Origin of the sequence: Streptococcus oricebi, assembly GCF_017883985.1 — a bacterium.
Taxonomy (GTDB): Bacteria; Bacillota; Bacilli; order Lactobacillales; family Streptococcaceae; genus Streptococcus; species Streptococcus oricebi.
Map to the genome: position 1 here is coordinate 267799 of NZ_PRDG01000004.1, position 19989 is coordinate 287787.

Below are 19989 nucleotides of genomic sequence, written 5' to 3' on the forward strand. Positions count from 1 at the left end.
GAGACCAAGGTCTCTATCTTATTCGCTTAGGCTTGTTTCTTCTTAAAGTAGTAGGTCGCACTTCCTAGGGCTAGGACAAGTCCCACCATTTCTAAGAGGCCGGACCAAGCTTGACCGGTTCTCGGTAGAATCCGTTTTTGACTGCCACTTCCTCTACCTGTAGAGGCATCGACCTCTGGATCGTTTCCATCGTTTGCTGAAGACTGGTCAGCTTTTTTATCTGACTTGCTTGCAGAAAGACGAACACTGCGAGTGTTGAAACCTTCAATCTTGTTTTCATAACCTTCAATCGGATCTTCTGAAATGCTGTAGACAATTTCTTTCCCATTTTCATAGCTGTCTAGGTCGGTAAATTCATACTTCCAACCATTAGCAGCAGACAGGGTCGCTGTCTTGCCAGTGTCCTTGCCATCCTTCAAGAGGTGGATAGTGACTTGACTTGGCCGCTTGCCGTCCTTGTTGTCGTCATCGACCCAGGTCTTGCTACCTGAAACAGTCTTCTTTGCAGGAGTCCGCTTGTTGGTAATGGTGTATTGCTTATTACCTTGACTATCTGTATCTGTCAAGCTAATGTCTGTCTTATCATATTCAAGTACTGCTTCTTCTGTTACTTGATAATCAATTTCTTTTCCATTAGCGTACTTAGGTAATGGTTTGGAAGTGAAGGACCAAGCTCCTGCTGCATCTGGTGCAACCTCGATGCGTTCAACCTCATTGCTAGCATTTTTGATGACGACAGTAATCTTGCTTGGGCGCTTGCCATCTTGGTTATTGGCGTCGTCCCAAACCTTCTTACCAGAAATAGTAATCATCTCTGGAGTGTAGCTATTGGTGATTTCACTACCTTGGATATTGCTAGTGTAGCCATCAACCGCATCTTCCTTGACAGAGTAGCTGATTTCTTTTCCTGCTTCATTCTTCGGCAGGTTGGTAAAGTTGGTTTCCCAAGTATTATCATCTGTCTTGTTTGCTGCGCTTAGCTCTCGACTTTCAACTAGACTTTCTACGTTTCCGACAGTCTTATAGAGGTGAACCTTAATCTTGTCTGGGCGTTTGCCGTCTTGGTTGTTGGCATCGTCCCACTTCTTGGTAACCTTATAATCAACTGTCGCTGGCTTGTAGCTATTGGTAAGGGTGAAGTCCTCAATCTTGCTGGTGTAGTTGGCAACACCCTTTTCAATCAGACTATACTTGATTTCTTTTCCGTCCTTGTACTTAGGCACCTTCTCAAATTTAGCAGTCCACTTACCATTAGCGTCAGCTGTGATTTTCTTTGTATCAACAGCCTTATCTTTATCACCATCCGCAATCAGGGATACTTCAATTTCACTTGGGCGAATACCGTCCTGGTTATTGGCGTCATCCCAGTTCTTGCTCACCTCAATATCCACGGTTTCTGGTGTATGGGTGTTGGTGATATTGTAACCATCGACCTTGACTTCATAGCCTGGGATAGGCTCTTCTGTTAGGCTATAGGTCACTTCTTGACCGGCCTTATACTTAGGCAGATTGTCAAAACTGTAGGTCCAGTTGTCAGCTGCTGTGACTTCTTTGCTACCCAGTTTTTGACCGTTTTCCAAGAGGTTGACGGTGATTTTTTCCGGACGTTTACCGTCTTGGTTGTTAGCATCATCCCAGGTCTTGGTTCCACTTATGGTTAGGGTCTCTGGTTGGTAGTGGTTGGTCAGGTCATTGCCCTTGACTTCCTTGGTATAGCCTGCCACCTCATCTTCATCAATAGTATAGCTAACTTCCTTACCAGCCTTATACTTAGGCAGATTGTCAAAGCTGTAGGCCCAGTTGTCGGCCGCTGTTACTTCTTTGCTGTCCAGTTTTTGACCGTTTTCCAAGAGGTTGACAGTGATTTTCTCTGGTCGCTTGCCATCTTGGTTATTAGCATCGTCCCAAGTCTTGGTCCCAGCTACGGTTAAGGTTTCTGGAGTCCGCTTGTTGGTGATGGTGTAGCCATTCTCTTGGTCACCACTGATAACTGCTGGCTCATAATTGGCTACTGTATCCTCAGCCACAGTGTACTGGATAGCCTGACCATTGTCATCATTGATAGCTAGTTGGGTAAAGTCAGCCTGCCAGTTATTATCTTGGTTCAGAGTTAGGGTCTTATCGGTTGCTGCACCATTAGCCAGCAACTTAACAGTCACACTCTCAGGTCTTAGGCCTTCCTTATTATCTGCATCCTCCCAGACCTTTTTGACAGAAATATCTGTCTCTTGGGCCTTGTCATTATTGATAATTCGGATAGTTCCTTCTTTTTTAACAGTCACAGTAATTGGGGCATCTAACTTCTTGTAGCCCTTAGGAGCTGTGACTTCAGTTACTGTAAAGTCACCCTTGGCGATTTCTTCAGCTGAAAATTGCTCGGACATGGTCCGGCCGTCGCTGTCTGTAGCTGGCAGGGTAACTTCCTGACCGCTAGGTGTAGTTACCTTAAAGATTGCCCCAGCCAGCACTTTCCCAGTTAGTTCATCACGCTTATAGAGGACCAGACGCTGGGTGGTATCAATCGAGATAGTTCCTCCATCTGTGACCTTACTTGAGCGGTTGACCAAAATATCCGTACCTGGATGGCCTACCCGACTTGGAATCTTATTGCCATCATTTGAGACAGAAACACTATTGCCGACAGTCGTTCCATCTGTTGGCGAGGTGGTGCTATAGTAAACAGAGAAGGCTGCTGGCTTGCCATTATCAGCCATGATAGAGGCTGGATTAGTGATTGTTAGCTCAAAGGTGGTATAAGATGAGTTATAGGTAATCGTATAATCCTTACCTGCCTCTAAGGTCTTAGGCTTGGTCATCCCAAAGGAAGCTGGATTATAGTAACCGGCTACCACCTTGACGGTCTCTGGGATATACTGCATCGGACCACCTTCATTGGAGATAGTATCCTTCAGTACCAGAGGGCTATTATAGGTTTCCTGGCGAGCGTTCAGCCGCACATGCCAAGGGTGGAGGTAGGTGCCAGACTTGCCTAAGGCATCTGAATTATAAGAAGTTTTTGATAAAACTCCACCAATTTTAGCCAAGTTTTCAATGCCAATGCTACCAGAATAGTCGCTTGCCTTGCGCTCAGCCACTGTTATTTTCTGCTTCATTGGTGTGCTAGTTTCGTCGTCCTTAAAGGTTATCTCTTGATTATTACCGATTTTGTTGGCCACAAAGCCGATATAAAAACTTCCCTTGACGTCTTCTACGCTGCTAGCATTTTTGGCATCAGCATATTTCTTTAGATTTTTCAGAGTAACTGTGACCACAGCTCCCTTTTCGGCGCCATTTGTAACAGTGACAACATCACCGATAGGGATATTGGTGGCCTTATCGACCAACTCAAATTGGTCAGCTGCGACGGTGAAGGGAGCAGGAATGGTAAACTTAAAGGTATCCCCGTCCTTCATCTTGTTATCATATTCCTTTAAATCAAAGGAAAGATCAAACTTATAGTTGACTCCCTGGGTGAGTTGATAAGAATCGTCCTTCTTGGTCGCTTCTCTTCCATTGTTAACGTCCCAGACTTTGACATCTGTAATCGCCTTTTTCAGCTCCTGGGCCTGGACAGGCTTATGAAAGAGAAAAAGACTAGCCGTTGCTAGAAAAAGAAAGGTAAAAAATAGGCCTAGCCATTTTTTCATTCTTTTGACTCCTTTTATTATTTTATATTTGTATAGTTAGGCTTAAAGAAAGCTTAAACCATCAATAGATATTTTACCACAGAAAGAACTCTAAAGTCAAAGGATTATAGGTGAAAAATAGCTAAAAAACACTTTGACCATGGACTTTTTGTTTGGGAACCCCCTTTCTATTTATTTCCCTAATTAGCTGAGGGGGTCAATGACCTCCAACAAGTCAAACTTCCCCTGCTCATAGGTCAAGTGGCAGATGGCAAGATTGCCAAAGCGGCTAGAAGCTGGGATACTCAGGCCCTGATTTAAGATAAAGGCCCACATGGCTGCCCCATGAGAGACTGCTAGAACGGTCTGGTCAGACGGACCAGCTAGCAGCAGCTCCTCCAAGGTCTGGCTCACACGCGCCCCCACCTGCTCAATGGACTCTCCACCATAGGGCACCAAGAGATCCTCAAAAGAAATAGCTCCCGGCCGAAATTTTGGAAGGAGCTTCTCTTCCTTTCCCTCAAAAGAGCCAAAGTTCATCTCCTTAAGCCCCTTTAATCGAAGGTAGTCCCTCTTTTCAGATACGATTTCAGCTGTGTCACAAGCCCGCTCTTGACTAGAAGAAAGAACCAAATCAAAGCTAACTCCCGCTTTGAGAAAATAGGCTCTAGCCTTTCTAGCCTGTTTTTGGCCCAAATCCGTCAAGGGAGAGTCATAGGAGCCCTGGACCCTCCGGTCTTGATTGAGATAGGTCTGGCCATGCCGCATAAGGTATAAATGAATCATTGCTTGCCCCTCCAATCAGAAAAATCATGCTCAACAACTTCTTCCAAGTAAAATTCCTCGTTTTCAAAACGGAAAACCAGAATACAACAATTGGACATCCGACCAAAACTAGTCAGCTCCCAGTTCTTTTTCCAGGCACGAGCAAAATTGCCCAGAGAACCACCATGAGAGACCATCAAGACCTGCTTGCCTGGGCTATTCACCATCAAATCAAAAATAGTCGTCCTAATCCGCTCAATCAGCTCTTCTTGGCTTTCGCCACCATAAGCTACAAAGAAATCCCCGTAAGGAAGAGGCGGGTTTAAATCCTCGCTCTCGCCCTCAAAGGTGCCAAAATTCCATTCTTTCAACCCCTTGACCCGCTGGTAGGGGACTTTCCCCTCGGTCACGATTTCCAAGGTATCGCAGGCCCGCTCAGAAGTTGAACTATAGGCATCATCCAAGACAATCCCTGCTTTTTTAAAATAAGCCCCCGCCACCTGGGCCTGATACATCCCGAAATCAGTCAAGGGCGCATCGCACCAGCCCTGAATCTTGTGGCGCAGATTAAAAAGTGTTTGCCCGTGCCGCATGAGATAGAGTTTTTTTACCACTAGTCTTCCTCCTTGTAAAGTATCTTATCATTGATTGGGTCATAAACCAAAGGCATACTAACCTTTCCTCCGTCAAAGATAAAGTTGAAAATTGAACAATTTGGAGTAGTCAAATTATCCGGATAAACGGCTAAAACTTCCCGAAAATACTGAGAAATAGCAGCACCGTGAGTTACTGCAAGAATAGTTTCACCTTCAGTTGCCTGACTGATAATTTCTTCCACTGTCATTATCATACGATGACGAACTTGTCTGGCTCCTTCTCCACCATAGGTTACAAAATAATCCCCGTATGCTGTCCCGATGTGCTCCAAATCAAGGGGAGGATTTAAATATTCACTCTGGGCTTCAAAAGCACCAAAATCCCATTCTTTTAAACCTTTTAATCGAATATAATCCCTTCGCCCTGAAACAATTTCGGCTGTGTCGCAAGCTCGTTCTTGAGTAGAAGAATAAATTCTATCAAATTTTATTCCTTGATTTTCAAAAAACTTCCTTGCCATTTTGGCTTGTTCAATTCCTAACTCTGTCAAAGGAGAATCTGAAGCGCCTTGAATTCGTTTTTGAACATTAAAGCGGGTTTCCCCGTGCCGCATGAGATAGAGTCTTTTTGTCATCTGTTTTCTCCTTTTTTTAAATCAGCCCTAATTTTTCAAAGGCCTTATATAACCCGTCCGCTTCGACATCGTCGGTAATCATATCGGCCATAGCTAGAATTTCCGCTCCGCCATTGCCCATGGCCACCCCGACCTCACAATAATCCAGCATGGGAATATCAATCTTGGCATCACCAAAGGCAATGGTGTCCGTCCGCTCCTCACCTAGATAGTCAAGCAAAAGTTCAATAGCCTGGGCTTTGTCCATGCCTTTAATCCCCAAGTCGCCAAAAAGGGCCTGTTCGCCACGACCGCCCCAAGTGCCCGCCTTAAGCTCGGGAAAGGCCGACTTTGAATCCAAATGGTCTTGGTAGCTATGAAGAATAAAGCTGATTTTATTGAGGTCAGAACGATAAAGCTCTGCCCCGTAGACCAGACCATGGAGGGCATCCTCAGCCTCCAAATTCTCTGCTTCCTTTTGACTGAGCCCCTTACCTCTGACATAAGCCCTCAAGACTGGACGGGCTGCTTCCCGAAAATTTGGACTAGCAAAAAGGCCCTCATTACTCTCCAGGTAAAACTCCAAGCCTCGCTCCTGAAGCCAGTCTACTACCTTCTTCTCCAGATCCAAGGGAATGACCTGATGATGGATTACCTTCCCATGATGTTCCAGATAAGAACCATTACCACCAATCATGCCGTCCAGGCCAATATCCCATATCTTCTGGGGCATTTCTGCCCGACTGCGACCCGTACAAACATAAACATAATGCCCTCTTTGTCGGGCCTGCTGAATGGCCTTGATGGCTGATGTCGGCAGGCGATTTTCATAGTCAACCAGGGTCCCATCTACATCTAGAAAAATCAGTTTCTTGCGCATCTCTTTCTCCTTTCAAGCAGGGGCTGAAAAAAGCTCGAGCCTCTAAAAGTCTTTGGCTAAAAGAGCAAAATGCGTTAGCCTTTTAGCTTCTACCTCAACCCTTTCAGAAGTGATTTCTGTCCCCCTCTTCTTTTAACCCTATTATATAATGGACCTCCCCGCCTTTCCAATAGAATACTGGCCAATCCTGATACTATCCTACACAAAAAAGTCCTCCGAGGAGAACTTTTTCTTTGCTTATAAAGGCTGACCGTCCGGGCTCCTAGTGGCCGAGAACAGCTCCCTGGTCGTGAAAGAGAGGATAGGTAGCCTTGTAGATATGATAGGCAGTGGCTGCATCGTTCATAGTATAAAGGTGAACACCGGCCACATCCTGGGCCACTAGGTCGACAATCTGATCTACCGCATAGGCCAAGCCTGCTGCTCGTAGGGACTCTGAATCATGCTCATACTTATCCAAAATAGTCCGAAACTTTCTAGGGAGATGGGTATTTTCGCAGGTCCGCAAGAGCCGGAGAGCCTGATTACGGTTGATGATGGGCATAATCCCCGCATAGATGGGAACATCAATCCCTGCTAGGATACACTTTTCCTGAAAATCGTAGAAACGTTCATTGTCAAAGAAGAGCTGGGTAATCAAGCTGGAACAGCCTGCATCTACCTTTTTCTTAAGATATTGAATATCCTCGATTTGGCTAGCCGAGTCTGGATGACCTTCAGGGTAGCAGGCCCCAATCAGCTCAAAATGAGGGGCCTCCTCTCTGATAAATTCAATCAAGTCTGTGGCATAGCGGAAGTCTCCCTTGGGCGCTAAGTCTGGGATTCTATCCCCCCGCAGGGCCAAAATCTTATGCACATCTGCCCTATCCAGGGCCTGCAGGATAGAGGAAACCATCTTCTTGGTCAGATAAATGGCAGGAAGGTGGGCAATGGTGGGCACCGCCAAATCATTGCGAATAAAGTCCGTCAGTCGCACCGTCGTCTCTTCAATATTGAACTTACTGTTACTCGCAGTCACACTGATGAAGTGGGGTGCAAGGTCCTGCATTTCCCTCAAAGTCTGGAAAATCTTTTCATTGCCTACTGCCGGATTAGGAGGAAAAACTTCAAAGGAGAGACTAGGGTTATAGACCATGACTTATAGTTCCTTTCTTGCTGCTTGAGCCGCTTCTACCAAACGGACTAAACTTTCTCTTGTTTCTTTAATTCCCCGAGTTTTGAGACCGCAGTCAGGGTTGATCCAAACCTTTTGACTTGGAACCTTGGCTAAAATGGCTGCAATAGTCTGGTCAATCTCGCCTGCTGCGGGTACTCGTGGAGAGTGGATATCGTAGACACCAGGACCAACCTGGGTTTGGAAGTTTTTGGCCTTGAGTTCATCTAGGATTACTAGATTAGAGCGACTAGCCTCAAAGGAGATGACATCCGCATCCATATTATCAATAGCCGGGATAATATCAGTAAATTCGCTGTAACACATGTGGGTATGAATCTGGGTATCCGCTGCTACACTAGAGTGAACCAAGCGGAAGGCCGGAATAGCCCAGTCCAGATAATCCTCATACCAGTCACTGCGCCGTAGGGGCAGTTTCTCCCGTAGGGCCGCCTCATCAATCTGGATAATCTTAATTCCAGCTGCTTCTAGGTCCAAGACTTCGTCCTTAATAGCTAGGGCGATTTGCAGGGTTGAATCCTTAATGGAAATATCCTCTCTTGGGAAGGACCAGTTTAAAATAGTAACCGGCCCTGTCAGCATACCCTTGACTGGCTTTTTCGTTTGACTTTGGGCATAGCTGGACCACTTGACCGTAATCGGATTTAGTCGGGTTACATCCCCCCAGATAATCGGTGGCTTAACTCCCCGTAAACCGTAGGATTGGACCCAACCATTCTTGGAGAAGAGGTAGCCTGATAGATTTTGACCGAAGTACTCTACCATGTCATTGCGTTCAAATTCTCCATGAACCAGCACATCAAAACCAACTGCTTCCTGCCATTTGATCCAATCATCAATCTGCTGGGCCAAAAATTGATCATAGGCTTCTTGGGATAGCTCCCCCTTACGAAAGGCCAAGCGTTGGCTCCGGACTTCCTTAGTTTGCGGGAAAGAACCGATAGTTGTAGTAGGCAGAAGAGGTAGTTTGAGGGCTTGAGCCTGAATCTGCTCCCGCTCAGCAAATGCTGGCAGGCGAGTGTAATCTTTTTCTGTCAAACCTGCCAGGCGTTGAGCCAGCTCTTTATTTTGACCGACCCTTTCCTTGGCAAAGAGGGCTTGATTGGCCTCCAAGAGCTCCTCTTCTCCCTGACGAATAGCCTCCAGGTCGCGCAGCTCATCTAATTTCTCAACCGCAAAGGCAAAGTGCTCTAAAATGTCTTGACCAAAGTCCTCATTAGCAGTTGTAAAAGGAACATGGAGGAGGGAGCAAGAGCTTGAAAGGACAAGCTTGTCTGTCGGAATTTGCTCTAAAATAGCCAGGCTTTTGGCATAGTTATTGCGCCAGATATTTTTACCATTGACAATTCCAGCATAGAGGGTCTTATCCTCTGGAAAACCAGACTTAACCAAGTCCAGGGTCTTCTTTCCCTCGACAAAGTCCAAGCCCAGGGCATCCACAGGCAGGGCAATCAAATCTTGATAGATGTCCCGTACATCACCGAAATAGGTTGCTAGCAGGACTTGAAGACCCTTTTTGTCCGCCAAAAGTCTTTGGTAAAGACCCAAAAAGAGTTCCTTTTCTTGGGCTGATAGGTCCTTGACCAGGCTCGGCTCATCTAGCTGAATCTTCTTGGCACCCAGCTCTGCCAACCGAGCAAAGACTGCTTGATAGGCTGAGACCAAGTCTTCCAGAAAGTCAGCTGGCTCAAGACCCTCTTCAAAGTCTGATAGCTGCAAGAGGGTAAAGGGACCTACTAAGACCGGCCGAGTCAAGATACCTAGCTCTTTGGCCTGACTAAACTCATCAAAAATCTTCTGGCTTGCGACCTTGACCTGGGTCCCCTTTTCAAACTTAGGGACAATATAGTGGTAGTTGGTATTAAACCATTTCTTCATCGGCCAAGCTCTCACGTCACCCTTGTCCCCTTGGTAACCACGCGCCAGGGCAAAATACCGGCCCAAATCACTGAGTTCCAAATCTTGAACCTCTTGAGGAACTACATTAAAGAGAAAGGCTGCATCGAGCACATTATCGTAATGGGAAAAGTCATTGCTAGGAATCTCGGTCAGACCCTTATCCTTGAGGATTTGCCAGTGCTTGCTTCGCAAAGCCTTGGCTTCTTCTAAAAGTTCTGCCTCAGAAAGCTCATTTCTAAAGTATTTTTCCGTTGTAAATTTCAATTCACGAAACTCACCCAAACGTGGGAAACCAATAATTGTCGTTGTCATATTCTTCCTCCAATTTTTACTTGCCTATATCTTAACAGAAAAATGCCGCCCTGTATAATTGGAATTTTGATGATTAAGTTATAGCCCCAGACTATACCCCGCGAAAGCAGGCCTCGCCTAGTCTAGCCGAAAAGAGCAAAATAAATAGGTTAGACTCTTATAAGTCCAACCTATAACCCCCTATATATAAAAACTAAGGGCCAGAGCCAGGCTCCAACCCTTAAATACTTATAAAAACTTGTCAACTCTCTTTAAAACTCCTTGCGAGATTGAGATTGGGAACTATTCCTTTTTAGAAATGACTTCTGCCCCAGTCCCCTCTTTTGCTTCTCTAGATTTAACAAACTCCTTGGTCAAGCGATAGATGACCGCAAAGAGAGGGGTAAAGAAAATCATCCCGACCAGACCGAAGAGGTTGCCCCCTATAAGGGCGGCTGATAGGGTAAAGAGGACCGGTAGACCGACAGAAGAGCCGACTACTCTTGGATAAATCAGATTGCCCTCCACCAGCTGAATCAACTGAAAGACCAATATAGAAATCAGGGCCTTGACTGGACTTTGAGTAAAGATAAAGATAGCTCCCAAACCACAGGCCGTAAAGGGACCAATATAGGGAATAAAGGAGAGAATCCCAGCCAGGACCCCAATCATAGCCGCATAGGGCAAGCCAGTCAAACTGTAGGATAGAAAGACCAGCAGACCGACAATAAAGGCCTCCATGATTTGGCCCATCAGGAAATTATTATAGGTATCAACAGCAACAGAGCCAGCATAGCGCAGGTAGTCTGTCAGCTTATCAGGCAGGCAAATCCGCATGATTCGCGTTGTCGTCTCCATCAAAAATTCCTTGCTTCCCAGCATGGAAAACATGATAAAGACTGCCATAATCACTGTAAAAAAGTTGCCAAAGACAGAGCCGATATTGCCTGTCAAGCTAGCCAAAAGTTGAACTCCCTTATTGACCATCCCGCTCTGGTTGAGCTGGGTAGTTAGTTTATTGAGCTGGGCCGCCTTGAAGATACCCATCTTTGCCAACCACTGGTTAAACTGGGGCAGGAACTGATTAATAGTCTTAGACAGAGAAGCCACCGCTGTAGATAGGGTCGGGATAACGATGGCTAAAGTTCCCGCCACAATCAGACTAAAGCAGATTAGGACGAGCAGAATGGCCAGGGTCCGCTCCAAACCCTTGAAAAGTTTTCGCTTTTGGAGAAAATTCTCAATATTGCGCATGGGCACATTAAAGACAAAGGCCATGGCCCCTCCTAAAAGAATAGGAGAAAAGACCGTCATCAAGTGATTGATTCCAGCCCAAATCTGACCCAGATAAAGGACTCCAGCCAAGCACAAGGCCGCAAAAAATACCAGTCCATACTGGCTCTTAAATAAGTTTCTCATCATACTTCCTACATTCTATAAACTAAGGTCCCCAGCCTTAAAAACTAGGGATAACAAGGACTTATTCTACCACAAAAGCCCCCTAGGGTCAATTTAGAAAGCCCCACTCAAGCGCTCCTGGCTCCAGCAGCTAGCAGTCTAGCTAAGACCTCAAAACTTGAACAAAGGGGCTGAGAAATCACTCCCAGCTAAAGTAAAAGGCCTGAAATCCTAGTGTAAAACTGGACTGCACCCCAAAGTTAGATTTTGCTTGTCCAACTTTTGGAGTGCAGTTCAAAATATCGATTTCACGCCTGTCTTATACTCGTAAGCTAGGAAAACAGTCTTAATCCGACTGTCTCCCAGTCTCGAGGTTTGCGTATAAATATAAGTAAAACTTGCCTTATCAGACTAGCCTCGAAAGAAAAACTGCTTTCCTAAAGCCAGTAGCAAGAGACTTGAAAGATTCCTTATCTAGCTAATCTGCCTTGCTCTTGCGCCAGGGACGTTCATAGTCATACCAGAGATTGACACTGGGGTCGGCTAGCTTGCTGAAAGGATAGACCTCCTGCCCTTCCTCAAGCAACATATCCTCCAGATACTCCCTAAGCATCCAGACATGACTCGGCTTGGGGTGGCGCATGGATAGGACCCGCTCTAAATCCTCTGCCGACAAGCCCAAATCAGCCAAGACCCGCTCCTCTGAATAGTTCAAACGGCGGTAGTTCTCCTGCAATTCTCTAGCAGTATTGCGCATTTCTACTTTTGTTAACATAAAGACCTCCCATCTTTTTCTTTATTCTACCAAAAACGAGCTATTTTGTCTCTATTTTTAAGCGCTTCCAGTCCTGGCCTCAAGCATTTTATGCTATACTAGACTTATGCACAAGAAAACAGTTATTGATTTTAAAGAGCTAGGGCAACGCTATATTTTTACCCAGCCCATCAAGGAATTAAAGACCCGAAAGCCTAGCCAGATCCAACCTATCCTGGACCAAGTTGATTGTTATCAAAAGGCCGGCTACTATGTAGTAGGCTATCTAAGCTATGAAGCTGGAGCTGCCTTTGAAGAAAAATTTCAGGTCCACCAAGGACCACTCACTGCGGAATATCTAGCCTACTTCACTGTTCACCTGGAAGCCCAAGTAACCGAGATTCCCTTAAGCTATGAGCCAGTCTACCTAGCAGAGGATTGGCAGAGCACAATCAGCGCCCAGGCCTATGAAGCAGCCATCGCCAAAATTCACCAAGAAATCCGCCAGGGCAATACCTACCAGGTCAACTATACCCTGCAACTAAGTGAGCAGGTCGAGGGAGACTACTGGGCCCTTTATAACCGCTTGGTTGTCGAGCAAAATGCAGCCTATAATGCCTACATTGAGCACGATGATTTTGCTGTCCTGTCCATCAGTCCAGAACTCTTTTTCAAGACCCAAGACCAGCAATTGATAACCCGACCCATGAAGGGGACTGTTGCCCGAGGCCTTAGGACCAAGGAGGATTTAGAACTGGCTGACTGGCTGGCCCAAGACAGCAAAAATCGGGCAGAGAATATGATGATTGTCGATTTGCTCCGCAATGATATGAATCGGATCTGTCGCCTGGGAAGTGTCCAAGTCCAAAAACTCTGTCAGGTCGAACAATATTCCACCGTCTGGCAGATGACCTCCACCATTAGGGGAGAAATTGAAGCCGACTGTAAGCTAAGACAAATCTTTCAGGCCCTCTTTCCCTGCGGCTCGATTACCGGGGCTCCTAAAATCTCAACCATGGCTATCATCAAACAGCTCGAGCCCCAGGCCCGGGGCCTCTACTGTGGAACGATTGGCCTTTGCCTACCTAGCGGGGAGCGAATCTTCAATGTAGCCATCCGTACCCTCCAAATCCACCAAAATCAAGCCATTTATGGGGCGGGTGGGGGCATTACCTGGGACAGCAACTGGCAATCAGAGTACCAAGAAGCCCAGCAAAAAGCTGCCGTCCTCTATCGGACCAATCCCCAATTTCAGCTCTTTACCACTGGCAAGGTCAGTCAGGGCCAACTAAGCTTTTACCAACAGCACCTCAAGCGCCTAGAAGAAGCCGCTCGCTACTTCGCCTTTCCCTTTGACCAGAAAAAATTAGAAGAAGAACTGAAAGAATTATTAAAAAGCGTTCAAGACAAGGAGAACCAGCGCCTTAAAATATCCCTGGACAAAAAAGGCGACTTCCAGTTTGAACTGGCTCCACTCAAAGCCTTGAGCAAGACCTTTCAACAAGCCCGTCTGGTCCAGCAAAAAAAGGAGCTAGCTAGCCCCTTCACCTACTTCAAGACCAGCCACCGGCCCCACTTAAGCCTGGGCGAGCAGGAGCAGATTTACTATAATTCCCAAGGCCAGCTTCTAGAAACCTCTATCGGTAACCTCATCTTAAAACTGGACGGCAAGCTCTATACCCCGCCAGTGGAGCTAGGCCTCCTGGACGGTATCTATCGCCAAAGCCTCCTTCAAAAAGGCCAAGTCCAAGAAAAAATCCTCCAGCTAGAGGACCTAGCCCAGGCCGAGCAAGTCTATGCCTGCAATGCTGTGCGGGGCCTCTATCAACTAGAACTAGCTGAGCAAGTCTAGGCGAGAGGACGTTTTACCAGTCAGAAGTAACTGAGGATACTATTTAATTTTTAGCACTTGCAATAAATTGAGTTAAACTAAGTATATTCGATTTAGTAGAATATACAGCTATTCCTTAACAGTACATTGCATTATAAAATGTTTATAAGTTTGATATTTTATGCTAATAGAAAAAGCCCCTAGGGGCTTTTTACATTCTTATTGAATAGTTGTTTTCATTTCTTCAACGAATTTTTTTAATTCATCACGGTATTCTTTTAAAAATTGGACTAAATCAGCCTTCCCGATAAGTCGTTTATTTTTCATTGCTCCATATTGTTTTTCTTGTTGCGCAAAGGCTTCATCATATTGTTTCTTTGTACTTTCAAATGTTGCTTGGTCATATAAAACAGTATCTTTTATAGCAGCTTCATATTGAGCATAGTAATCCTCTATAATCATCTTATACATTATCAGATAATCACCATATGTTCTGATTGATTCAATAGTAGCATCCGATACATCTTGAGGTGTAAAAGCGGTCCCCTCATCTACTTGCTCTTCTTGTGATCTGCTACTGCTACTTACAGTTGACTCACTAGAGCTCGTACTAGTAGATGAAGTAGTTGAAACACTCGTTTGCTCAGAAGACGAAGCAACTGTTGACTTTTCTACTGAGCTTGGGCTAATGATAGCTTTCACCCCCGATACCACAAATAGAGCTAGGAGGGCAAGAACCCACCATTTTTTGTAAAAAGGTTTTTTCTGCACATAGACATTTCCTTTTTCATCACGTATTTTCTTCTTCATAAAAATCTCCTTTAATTTTTATAATATTATTATATTATAAAACCTCGAAAAAATACAGCGTTTTATGAATAAATTTTAACTTCTATATAAATTTAAAAAAGCTAAAACAACAAGCTAACCAACTATAAAAAGCGAACAAGATTAGTCTTCTGTCGACCAGAATTCTAACTTGTTCGCTTTTATTATCTTATCACTTTATAAAAGACAAAGTATTTCTAATGGCAAATCTCTTTACCTTATCAAACTTCCAGGCCAGCCTGGCTTATAGGCGAGCATTGAGTTCCTTGCTCAAATCTTCAAAGCCTGGTTTGCCAAGCAGGGCAAACATATTTTTCTTGTAGGCCTCTACACCTGGCTGGTCAAATGGATTGATTGCATTGAGGTAGCCAGAAATCGCAATCGCTAGTTCAAAGAAGTAGATAGTGTAGCCCAAGGTATAGGCGTCTTGCTCAGGCAGAGTGACAAACATATTTGGCACATCTCCATCAGTATGGGCTAGAAGTACACCGTCAGTTGCCTTTTTATTGACAAAGTCGACATCCTTGCCTTGGATGTAACCAAGACCGTCCAGGTCCTCCTCAAATTCAGGAATCAGGATATTCTTACGTGGCTTGTCAACCCGGACAACTGTTTCAAACATAATCCGAGCCCCTTCTTGGATAAATTGACCCAAGGAGTGCAAGTCAGTTGAGAAGTTAGCAGAAGTCGGATAGATTCCTTTTTGGTCTTTTCCTTCTGACTCCCCTGCCAGCTGCTTCCACCATTCAGAGAAGTATTGAAGAGATGGCTCATAGTTGACCAGAATTTCAGTCGCATAACCCTTACGGTAGAGGACATTGCGGATCGCCGCATATTGGTAGGCCTCGTTTTCAGAAATCTTATCAGAAGTATAGTCCTTACGCGCTGCATTAGCTCCTTCCATCAGAGCCTTGATGTCTGCACCAGAAGCGGCGATTGGCAAGAGTCCAACAGCTGTCAAGACGGAGAAACGTCCACCGACATCATCTGGAACTACAAAGGTTTGCCAACCATTAGCGTCAGCCTCGACCTTAACAGCTCCCTTCACTCGGTCAGTTGTCGCATAGATGCGCTTGTTGGCTTCTTCTACTCCATATTTTTTAATCAGGAGTTCCTTAAAGACACGAAAGGCAATAGCTGGTTCGGTAGTGGTTCCTGATTTGGAAATAACATTGACTGAGAAGTCCTTGTCAGCTACATAGTCCACTAGATCGGCTAGATAAGTAGAGGAGATAGAGTTTCCAGCGTACAAAATTTGTGGCGCCTTGCGCTCTTCTTTGGTTTGCAAGTTGACAAAGTGGTTGTTCAAAAAGTCAATCGCTGCCTTGGCTCCTAGGTAAGAACCACCGATACCGATAACCACCAAGACATCGCTAGTTTCCTTGATTTCTTCTGCCGCCTTTAGGATACGGGCAAATTCTTCCTTATCGTAGTTTTCTGGCAAGTCCAACCAACCACGAAAATCGCTACCAGCTCCTGTTCCCTGGCGTAAGAGCTCATCAGCTACCGTTACTTGGGCCTGCATAAAGTCTACCTCTTGAGGGGCGACAAATTTATCCAAGACTTTTGAATAATCAAATTTAATATGGGTCATTTTTTATCCTCCGTTTTTTCTTACCTCTTATGATAACGCTTTAGAGTCTTTTTAGCAAGTAATTTTACATTTAAAAACGCTTACAAATACTTTTGACTAAATTTGAATCCAAAAAGCTTTTTAGAGGGCAAATACTTCCTATAATTTTTAGGTCGACAAACAAAAAAAGAGCACACAATCCACACTCGCTTAGGGCTGCTGGATTCCTCCCCTGACCCACTTCACGCAGAACTGTTGCTCCAATATTTATTATAACATAAAATAGAAGGGAAGCCAAGCCTTATTTTTTCCTTTTCAAAAAAGCTAGGGCCAGTAAGCAAAAGATGAGGCCCAAGCTTGCTGGCAAGACAATGGTCAAGCCTGCCGAGCCACTATCCAAGTAAGACCAAAGCATTTTCAGAAAGGCCGTCGCAATCAAAATCAAGCCGACCAACTTCCAGCTATGGAGCCAAGCTGCCCTCACGATTAGGATAAAAAAGCTGACGACCAGAAAGGTAAAAAGATATTCTTTAATACTCCAAGTCGCCTGCAGAAACTGGCGTTCATAGGTCAAAAACTCCTCGACCAAGGTCGGAGTTTGGCTGGGCACTGGAAACCAAATCATGCTGGTAAAGAGGGCAAAAATGCTAGCTGTGATTCCGACTAGCTGCCTCTTATAGGAAAAGTAGATGATTGGCACAATCAAAATAGGCCGGATATACCAGCTCAAGAGATTTTGATGACGCTCAAAGGCCCAGGTTTGAAAGGGAATATTTTTGACTAAAAACAAGGCAAATACTAAACTTAAAAGCAAAAAGCAAGCTGCTAGTAAGATGTGCTTGGTCCTGTTTTTCATTTTTTCTTCCTCCGCTGACGGAAAAAATCTTGCATGATTTTGGCACAGTCTTCCTCTAAAACTCCTGATTCGACCTGGACCCGGTGATTGAGCCGCTCGTCGGTCAAAATGTCATAGAGACTACCTGCCGCCCCGAACTTTTGATTTTTAGCCCCATAAATAACCTGAGGAATGCGAGCTAGGCCGATAGCACCGCTACACATGACACAGGGCTCAATGGTGACAAAAAGGGTCGTATCCAGCAAGCGCCAGCTCTTTTCATGTGCATTGGCCTCCTCAATAGCCATAATCTCTGCATGCATGACCGCCCGCTCCAGCTCCTCACGCGCATTGTGGCCCCGCCCGATAATCTGGCCGTCCTTGACAAGGACGCAACCAATGGGAATCTCATCGTGACTAAGGGCAAGCTCCGCCTCACGCAGGGCCTCACGCATAAAGGCTTCTTTTTCTTCTTGTGTGTAATTCATATTTATTTATTTTCTGATTGATAAAAATCACCTAGCTCATAAGTCACAACTTCTCTAACATGTAACTTGTAGCGCGCCACTAAATCACAAATATCATCACCATTGATAAGAGTAATTACACGTGTTCCAAGACGAGACGCTTCCACTGCTCCCTTACTAAAATCAGAAGTAGTGATAAAAATTCCATATTCCGCATTATGTTTGTCCATAGCTCCCCTAAACTTATCAATTTCTGGTGCCTGAATATTTCTCTCCCATCTTTTTGCTTGAATTGCCACTCTATTTGTTCGAAAGTCATCTTTACTAGTGATATATCCAAAACCATCCAAACCACCATCGTTGGTGTAGCTTACCCCAATTTTATTATCAATTTTCACTCCCATTTCCTTAACAAGCGCCCGAGAAAACTCCTCAAATTTCTCAGGGGACATAGCCTTCAAAGCATTCGATAATTGAATGCGCCAGTCCGCCTCTTTATCGTCCTTCATTTCAGAAATAACTTCTTGTACTGCTCCATTCGACTTATTGTTTGCATTTTTTACGCTTTTCCATAGCGGTCTTGCCTCAAATTGTACTTGCTTGCCAAAATCTGCAGATAAGTTTACTTTCCGTCCTAAATCTGTTAATTCAAAATTTGCAAGCCTTGGTTTGTTGACATAACCTAAAAGGATTAGATTTTTTATTGCAAAGTTAAATACGTAGTGACTGGGATGGTATTCATTTCCGCTTCTTCCTGAGATTTTAACTTCATCAAAGAAAGCCTCAGAAATCCCATTATTTGCTAATCTTATAGAATTCATTAGTTCGTTTTTTGTAGCATATCCTCCTAACTCCTTTAAATGCTGAATAATCTCTACAATCATAATTCGTTCTTGTTCACTCCGTGACATTTTATCGAATTCCGTCATTTTACTCCATACCCCTCTTTTCTATTTACTATAACCATTATAAAAAATTTCCAATAAAAAAGCCATTGAAGAATCAACGACTTGAAAATTTTTATTAGACATGAACAAGCTACAGCGTAACTTCTTATCCACAGCTTAAAAAGAGCCGTCAGACTCTTTTTAACCCCACACACTCTCCAGAATATTGGTTTGTTCGCGGCCCGGTCCGACCGAGAAGGTAGAAATGCGAACACCTACTAGTTCTGATACTCGGCGGATATAGTTGCGAGCATTTTCTGGCAGATCTTCTAGGCTCCGAACGCCAGTAATGTCCTCTGACCAGCCCGGTAGTTCTTCATAGATGGGCCGGCAACGTTTGAGCTGCTCGAGGCTAGCTGGATAGTGGTCAATCCGCTCCCCGTCCAAATCATAGGCCACGCAAATCTTTACTGTGTCCAGTCCTGTTAGGACGTCAATCGAATTGAGAGAAAGGTTGGTGATACCGGAAACCCGACGGCTGTGACGCATCACGACCGAGTCAAACCAGCCAACCCTCCGGGGACGACCGGTAGTCGTTCCGTATTCATGGCCAATATCGCGGATTTGATCTCCGACTGCATCAAAGAGTTCGGTCGGGAAAGGTCCATCTCCGACCCGACTAGTGTAGGCCTTGCAGACTCCGACGACCTTATTTATCTTACTTGGACCGACACCTGATCCGATAGTGACCCCTCCAGCCACAGGGTTTGAAGAGGTTACAAAAGGATAGGTTCCCTGGTCAATATCCAGCATGACCCCTTGGGCTCCTTCAAAGAGGACCCTTTTGCCCTGGTCTAGGGCATCATTGAGGATAACAGAAGTATCAGTCACATAGTCCTTAATCCTTTGCCCATAGGTATAGTATTCCTCAAAAATTTCTTCAAAGTCAATGGCCTCGCACTCATACATTTTCTCAAAGAGCCGGTTTTTCTCTGCTAAGTTACGCTCCAAGCGTTCCCGGAAAATCTCCTTGTCCAAAAGATCAGCAATTCGGATCCCCACTCGGGCAGCCTTGTCCATATAGGCTGGGCCGATTCCCTTAATAGTGGTCCCAATCTTATTGGCCCCCTTGGACTCTTCTTGCAGTTGGTCAAGCTTGATGTGATAGGGCAGGATAATATGGGCCCGGTCAGAAATCCGCAGATTTTGCGTGCTAACTCCTTCTGCATGAAGATAATCCAACTCCTTGACCAAGGACTTAGGATTGACCACCATTCCATTTCCGATGATTGAAATCTTCTCTGGAAAGAAAATTCCTGATGGAATCAGGTGCAACTTATAGGTCTTGCCATCAATCACGATGGTATGACCAGCATTATCTCCCCCTTGATAACGGGCAATTACTTCTGCATTGGCTGAGAGAAAGTCGGTAATCTTCCCCTTACCTTCATCTCCCCACTGGGTTCCTACAACAACTACTGATGTCATGATTTTATCTGAGCCTTCCGCTCTTCCTTTCTGTAAATAGCAGTCACAGCTAGGCTGACTTTCAAGTCCCCCCTTCTGCTAAG

Annotated in this window: 16 protein-coding genes and 1 other RNA gene; 1 reads left to right on the forward strand and 16 read right to left on the reverse strand. The window is 45.0% G+C overall.

Going from position 1 to position 19989, the window contains the following annotated elements; all coding sequences use genetic code 11:
- Positions 1-26: 26 nt before the first annotated feature.
- The 9 genes from C4K46_RS08035 to C4K46_RS08075 all read right to left on the reverse strand — a co-directional run bounded on the left by C4K46_RS08035 (position 27) and on the right by C4K46_RS08075 (position 12018).
- Positions 27-3647 (reverse strand): Cna B-type domain-containing protein, encoded by a 3621-nt coding sequence (locus C4K46_RS08035; RefSeq protein ID WP_209628371.1) that lies wholly within the window; start codon positions 3645-3647, stop codon positions 27-29.
- A 183-nt stretch (positions 3648-3830) separates the two neighbouring features.
- Positions 3831-4412 carry a histidine phosphatase family protein gene (locus tag C4K46_RS08040; RefSeq protein ID WP_209628372.1) on the reverse strand — a complete coding sequence of 194 codons (582 nt, stop codon included), beginning with the start codon at positions 4410-4412 and terminating at the stop codon, positions 3831-3833.
- Positions 4409-5005, reverse strand: coding sequence for a histidine phosphatase family protein (locus tag C4K46_RS08045; RefSeq protein ID WP_420853780.1), 597 nt, complete (start codon positions 5003-5005; stop codon positions 4409-4411). Before C4K46_RS08045 ends, C4K46_RS08040 begins: the two co-directional genes overlap by 4 nt.
- On the reverse strand, positions 5005-5622 hold the full coding sequence (locus C4K46_RS08050) for a histidine phosphatase family protein (protein WP_209628373.1): 618 nt from the start codon (positions 5620-5622) through the stop codon (positions 5005-5007). The genes C4K46_RS08045 and C4K46_RS08050 overlap by 1 nt, the downstream gene beginning before the upstream one ends.
- A gap of 16 nt (positions 5623-5638) precedes the next feature.
- Complete coding sequence (locus C4K46_RS08055) at positions 5639-6481, reverse strand: HAD family hydrolase (RefSeq protein WP_209628374.1); 843 nt, start codon at positions 6479-6481, stop codon at positions 5639-5641.
- 262 nt (positions 6482-6743) lie between these two features.
- The gene (gene metF, locus C4K46_RS08060; protein ID WP_209628375.1) at positions 6744-7616 is read right to left on the reverse strand and encodes a methylenetetrahydrofolate reductase [NAD(P)H]; all 873 of its coding nucleotides are present in this window, start codon (positions 7614-7616) and stop codon (positions 6744-6746) included.
- A gap of 3 nt (positions 7617-7619) precedes the next feature.
- Entirely contained in the window at positions 7620-9866 is a 2247-nt protein-coding gene (gene metE, locus C4K46_RS08065; protein WP_209628376.1) for a 5-methyltetrahydropteroyltriglutamate--homocysteine S-methyltransferase, read from the reverse strand.
- A gap of 282 nt (positions 9867-10148) precedes the next feature.
- Positions 10149-11264, reverse strand: coding sequence for an AI-2E family transporter (locus tag C4K46_RS08070; RefSeq protein ID WP_209628407.1), 1116 nt, complete (start codon positions 11262-11264; stop codon positions 10149-10151).
- A gap of 457 nt (positions 11265-11721) precedes the next feature.
- The gene (locus C4K46_RS08075) at positions 11722-12018 is read right to left on the reverse strand and encodes a DUF2316 family protein (RefSeq protein WP_209628377.1); all 297 of its coding nucleotides are present in this window, start codon (positions 12016-12018) and stop codon (positions 11722-11724) included.
- A 106-nt stretch (positions 12019-12124) separates the two neighbouring features.
- Between C4K46_RS08075 and pabB the strand changes: the two genes are divergently transcribed.
- Positions 12125-13849: an aminodeoxychorismate synthase component I gene (pabB, locus tag C4K46_RS08080; RefSeq protein ID WP_209628378.1), complete on the forward strand. Its 1725-nt coding sequence runs from the start codon at positions 12125-12127 to the stop codon at positions 13847-13849.
- Positions 13850-14047: 198 nt separating this feature from the next.
- Here pabB and C4K46_RS08085 read toward each other — a convergent pair whose 3' ends face one another.
- The 7 genes from C4K46_RS08085 to C4K46_RS08115 all read right to left on the reverse strand — a co-directional run bounded on the left by C4K46_RS08085 (position 14048) and on the right by C4K46_RS08115 (position 19906).
- The gene (locus tag C4K46_RS08085; RefSeq protein WP_209628379.1) at positions 14048-14638 is read right to left on the reverse strand and encodes a hypothetical protein; all 591 of its coding nucleotides are present in this window, start codon (positions 14636-14638) and stop codon (positions 14048-14050) included.
- Between the two features lie 262 nt (positions 14639-14900).
- Positions 14901-16250, reverse strand: a complete 1350-nt coding sequence (locus C4K46_RS08090) for a glucose-6-phosphate isomerase (RefSeq protein WP_209628380.1) — start codon at positions 16248-16250, stop codon at positions 14901-14903.
- A 151-nt stretch (positions 16251-16401) separates the two neighbouring features.
- Positions 16402-16501: signal recognition particle sRNA small type (ffs, locus tag C4K46_RS08095), an RNA gene on the reverse strand.
- Positions 16502-16530: 29 nt separating this feature from the next.
- Positions 16531-17085, reverse strand: coding sequence for a hypothetical protein (locus tag C4K46_RS08100; protein ID WP_209628381.1), 555 nt, complete (start codon positions 17083-17085; stop codon positions 16531-16533).
- Positions 17082-17552: a tRNA adenosine(34) deaminase TadA gene (gene tadA / locus C4K46_RS08105; RefSeq protein WP_209628382.1), complete on the reverse strand. Its 471-nt coding sequence runs from the start codon at positions 17550-17552 to the stop codon at positions 17082-17084. The genes C4K46_RS08100 and tadA overlap by 4 nt, the downstream gene beginning before the upstream one ends.
- A 2-nt stretch (positions 17553-17554) precedes the next feature.
- Entirely contained in the window at positions 17555-18460 is a 906-nt protein-coding gene (locus C4K46_RS08110; RefSeq protein WP_209628383.1) for a restriction endonuclease, read from the reverse strand.
- Positions 18461-18619: 159 nt separating this feature from the next.
- A complete protein-coding gene (locus tag C4K46_RS08115; protein ID WP_209628384.1) occupies positions 18620-19906 on the reverse strand; it encodes an adenylosuccinate synthase in 1287 nt (428 codons plus the stop codon).
- Between the last annotated feature and the right edge of the window lie 83 nt (positions 19907-19989).

Bases quoted from the DNA above. Each gene is read 5' to 3' on its own strand.
- C4K46_RS08035 (WP_209628371.1), bottom strand. From the start codon at position 3,647: ATGAAAAAATGGCTAGGCCTATTTTTTACCTTTCTTTTTCTAGCAACG.
- C4K46_RS08040 (WP_209628372.1), bottom strand. From the start codon at position 4,412: ATGATTCATTTATACCTTATGCGGCATGGCCAGACCTATCTCAATCAA.
- C4K46_RS08050 (WP_209628373.1), bottom strand. From the start codon at position 5,622: ATGACAAAAAGACTCTATCTCATGCGGCACGGGGAAACCCGCTTTAAT.
- C4K46_RS08055 (WP_209628374.1), bottom strand. From the start codon at position 6,481: ATGCGCAAGAAACTGATTTTTCTAGATGTAGATGGGACCCTGGTTGAC.
- metF (WP_209628375.1), bottom strand. From the start codon at position 7,616: ATGGTCTATAACCCTAGTCTCTCCTTTGAAGTTTTTCCTCCTAATCCG.
- metE (WP_209628376.1), bottom strand. From the start codon at position 9,866: ATGACAACGACAATTATTGGTTTCCCACGTTTGGGTGAGTTTCGTGAA.
- C4K46_RS08070 (WP_209628407.1), bottom strand. From the start codon at position 11,264: ATGAGAAACTTATTTAAGAGCCAGTATGGACTGGTATTTTTTGCGGCC.
- C4K46_RS08075 (WP_209628377.1), bottom strand. From the start codon at position 12,018: ATGTTAACAAAAGTAGAAATGCGCAATACTGCTAGAGAATTGCAGGAG.
- pabB (WP_209628378.1), top strand. From the start codon at position 12,125: ATGCACAAGAAAACAGTTATTGATTTTAAAGAGCTAGGGCAACGCTAT.
- C4K46_RS08085 (WP_209628379.1), bottom strand. From the start codon at position 14,638: ATGAAGAAGAAAATACGTGATGAAAAAGGAAATGTCTATGTGCAGAAA.
- C4K46_RS08090 (WP_209628380.1), bottom strand. From the start codon at position 16,250: ATGACCCATATTAAATTTGATTATTCAAAAGTCTTGGATAAATTTGTC.
- C4K46_RS08100 (WP_209628381.1), bottom strand. From the start codon at position 17,085: ATGAAAAACAGGACCAAGCACATCTTACTAGCAGCTTGCTTTTTGCTT.
- tadA (WP_209628382.1), bottom strand. From the start codon at position 17,552: ATGAATTACACACAAGAAGAAAAAGAAGCCTTTATGCGTGAGGCCCTG.
- C4K46_RS08110 (WP_209628383.1), bottom strand. From the start codon at position 18,460: ATGACGGAATTCGATAAAATGTCACGGAGTGAACAAGAACGAATTATG.
- C4K46_RS08115 (WP_209628384.1), bottom strand. From the start codon at position 19,906: ATGACATCAGTAGTTGTTGTAGGAACCCAGTGGGGAGATGAAGGTAAG.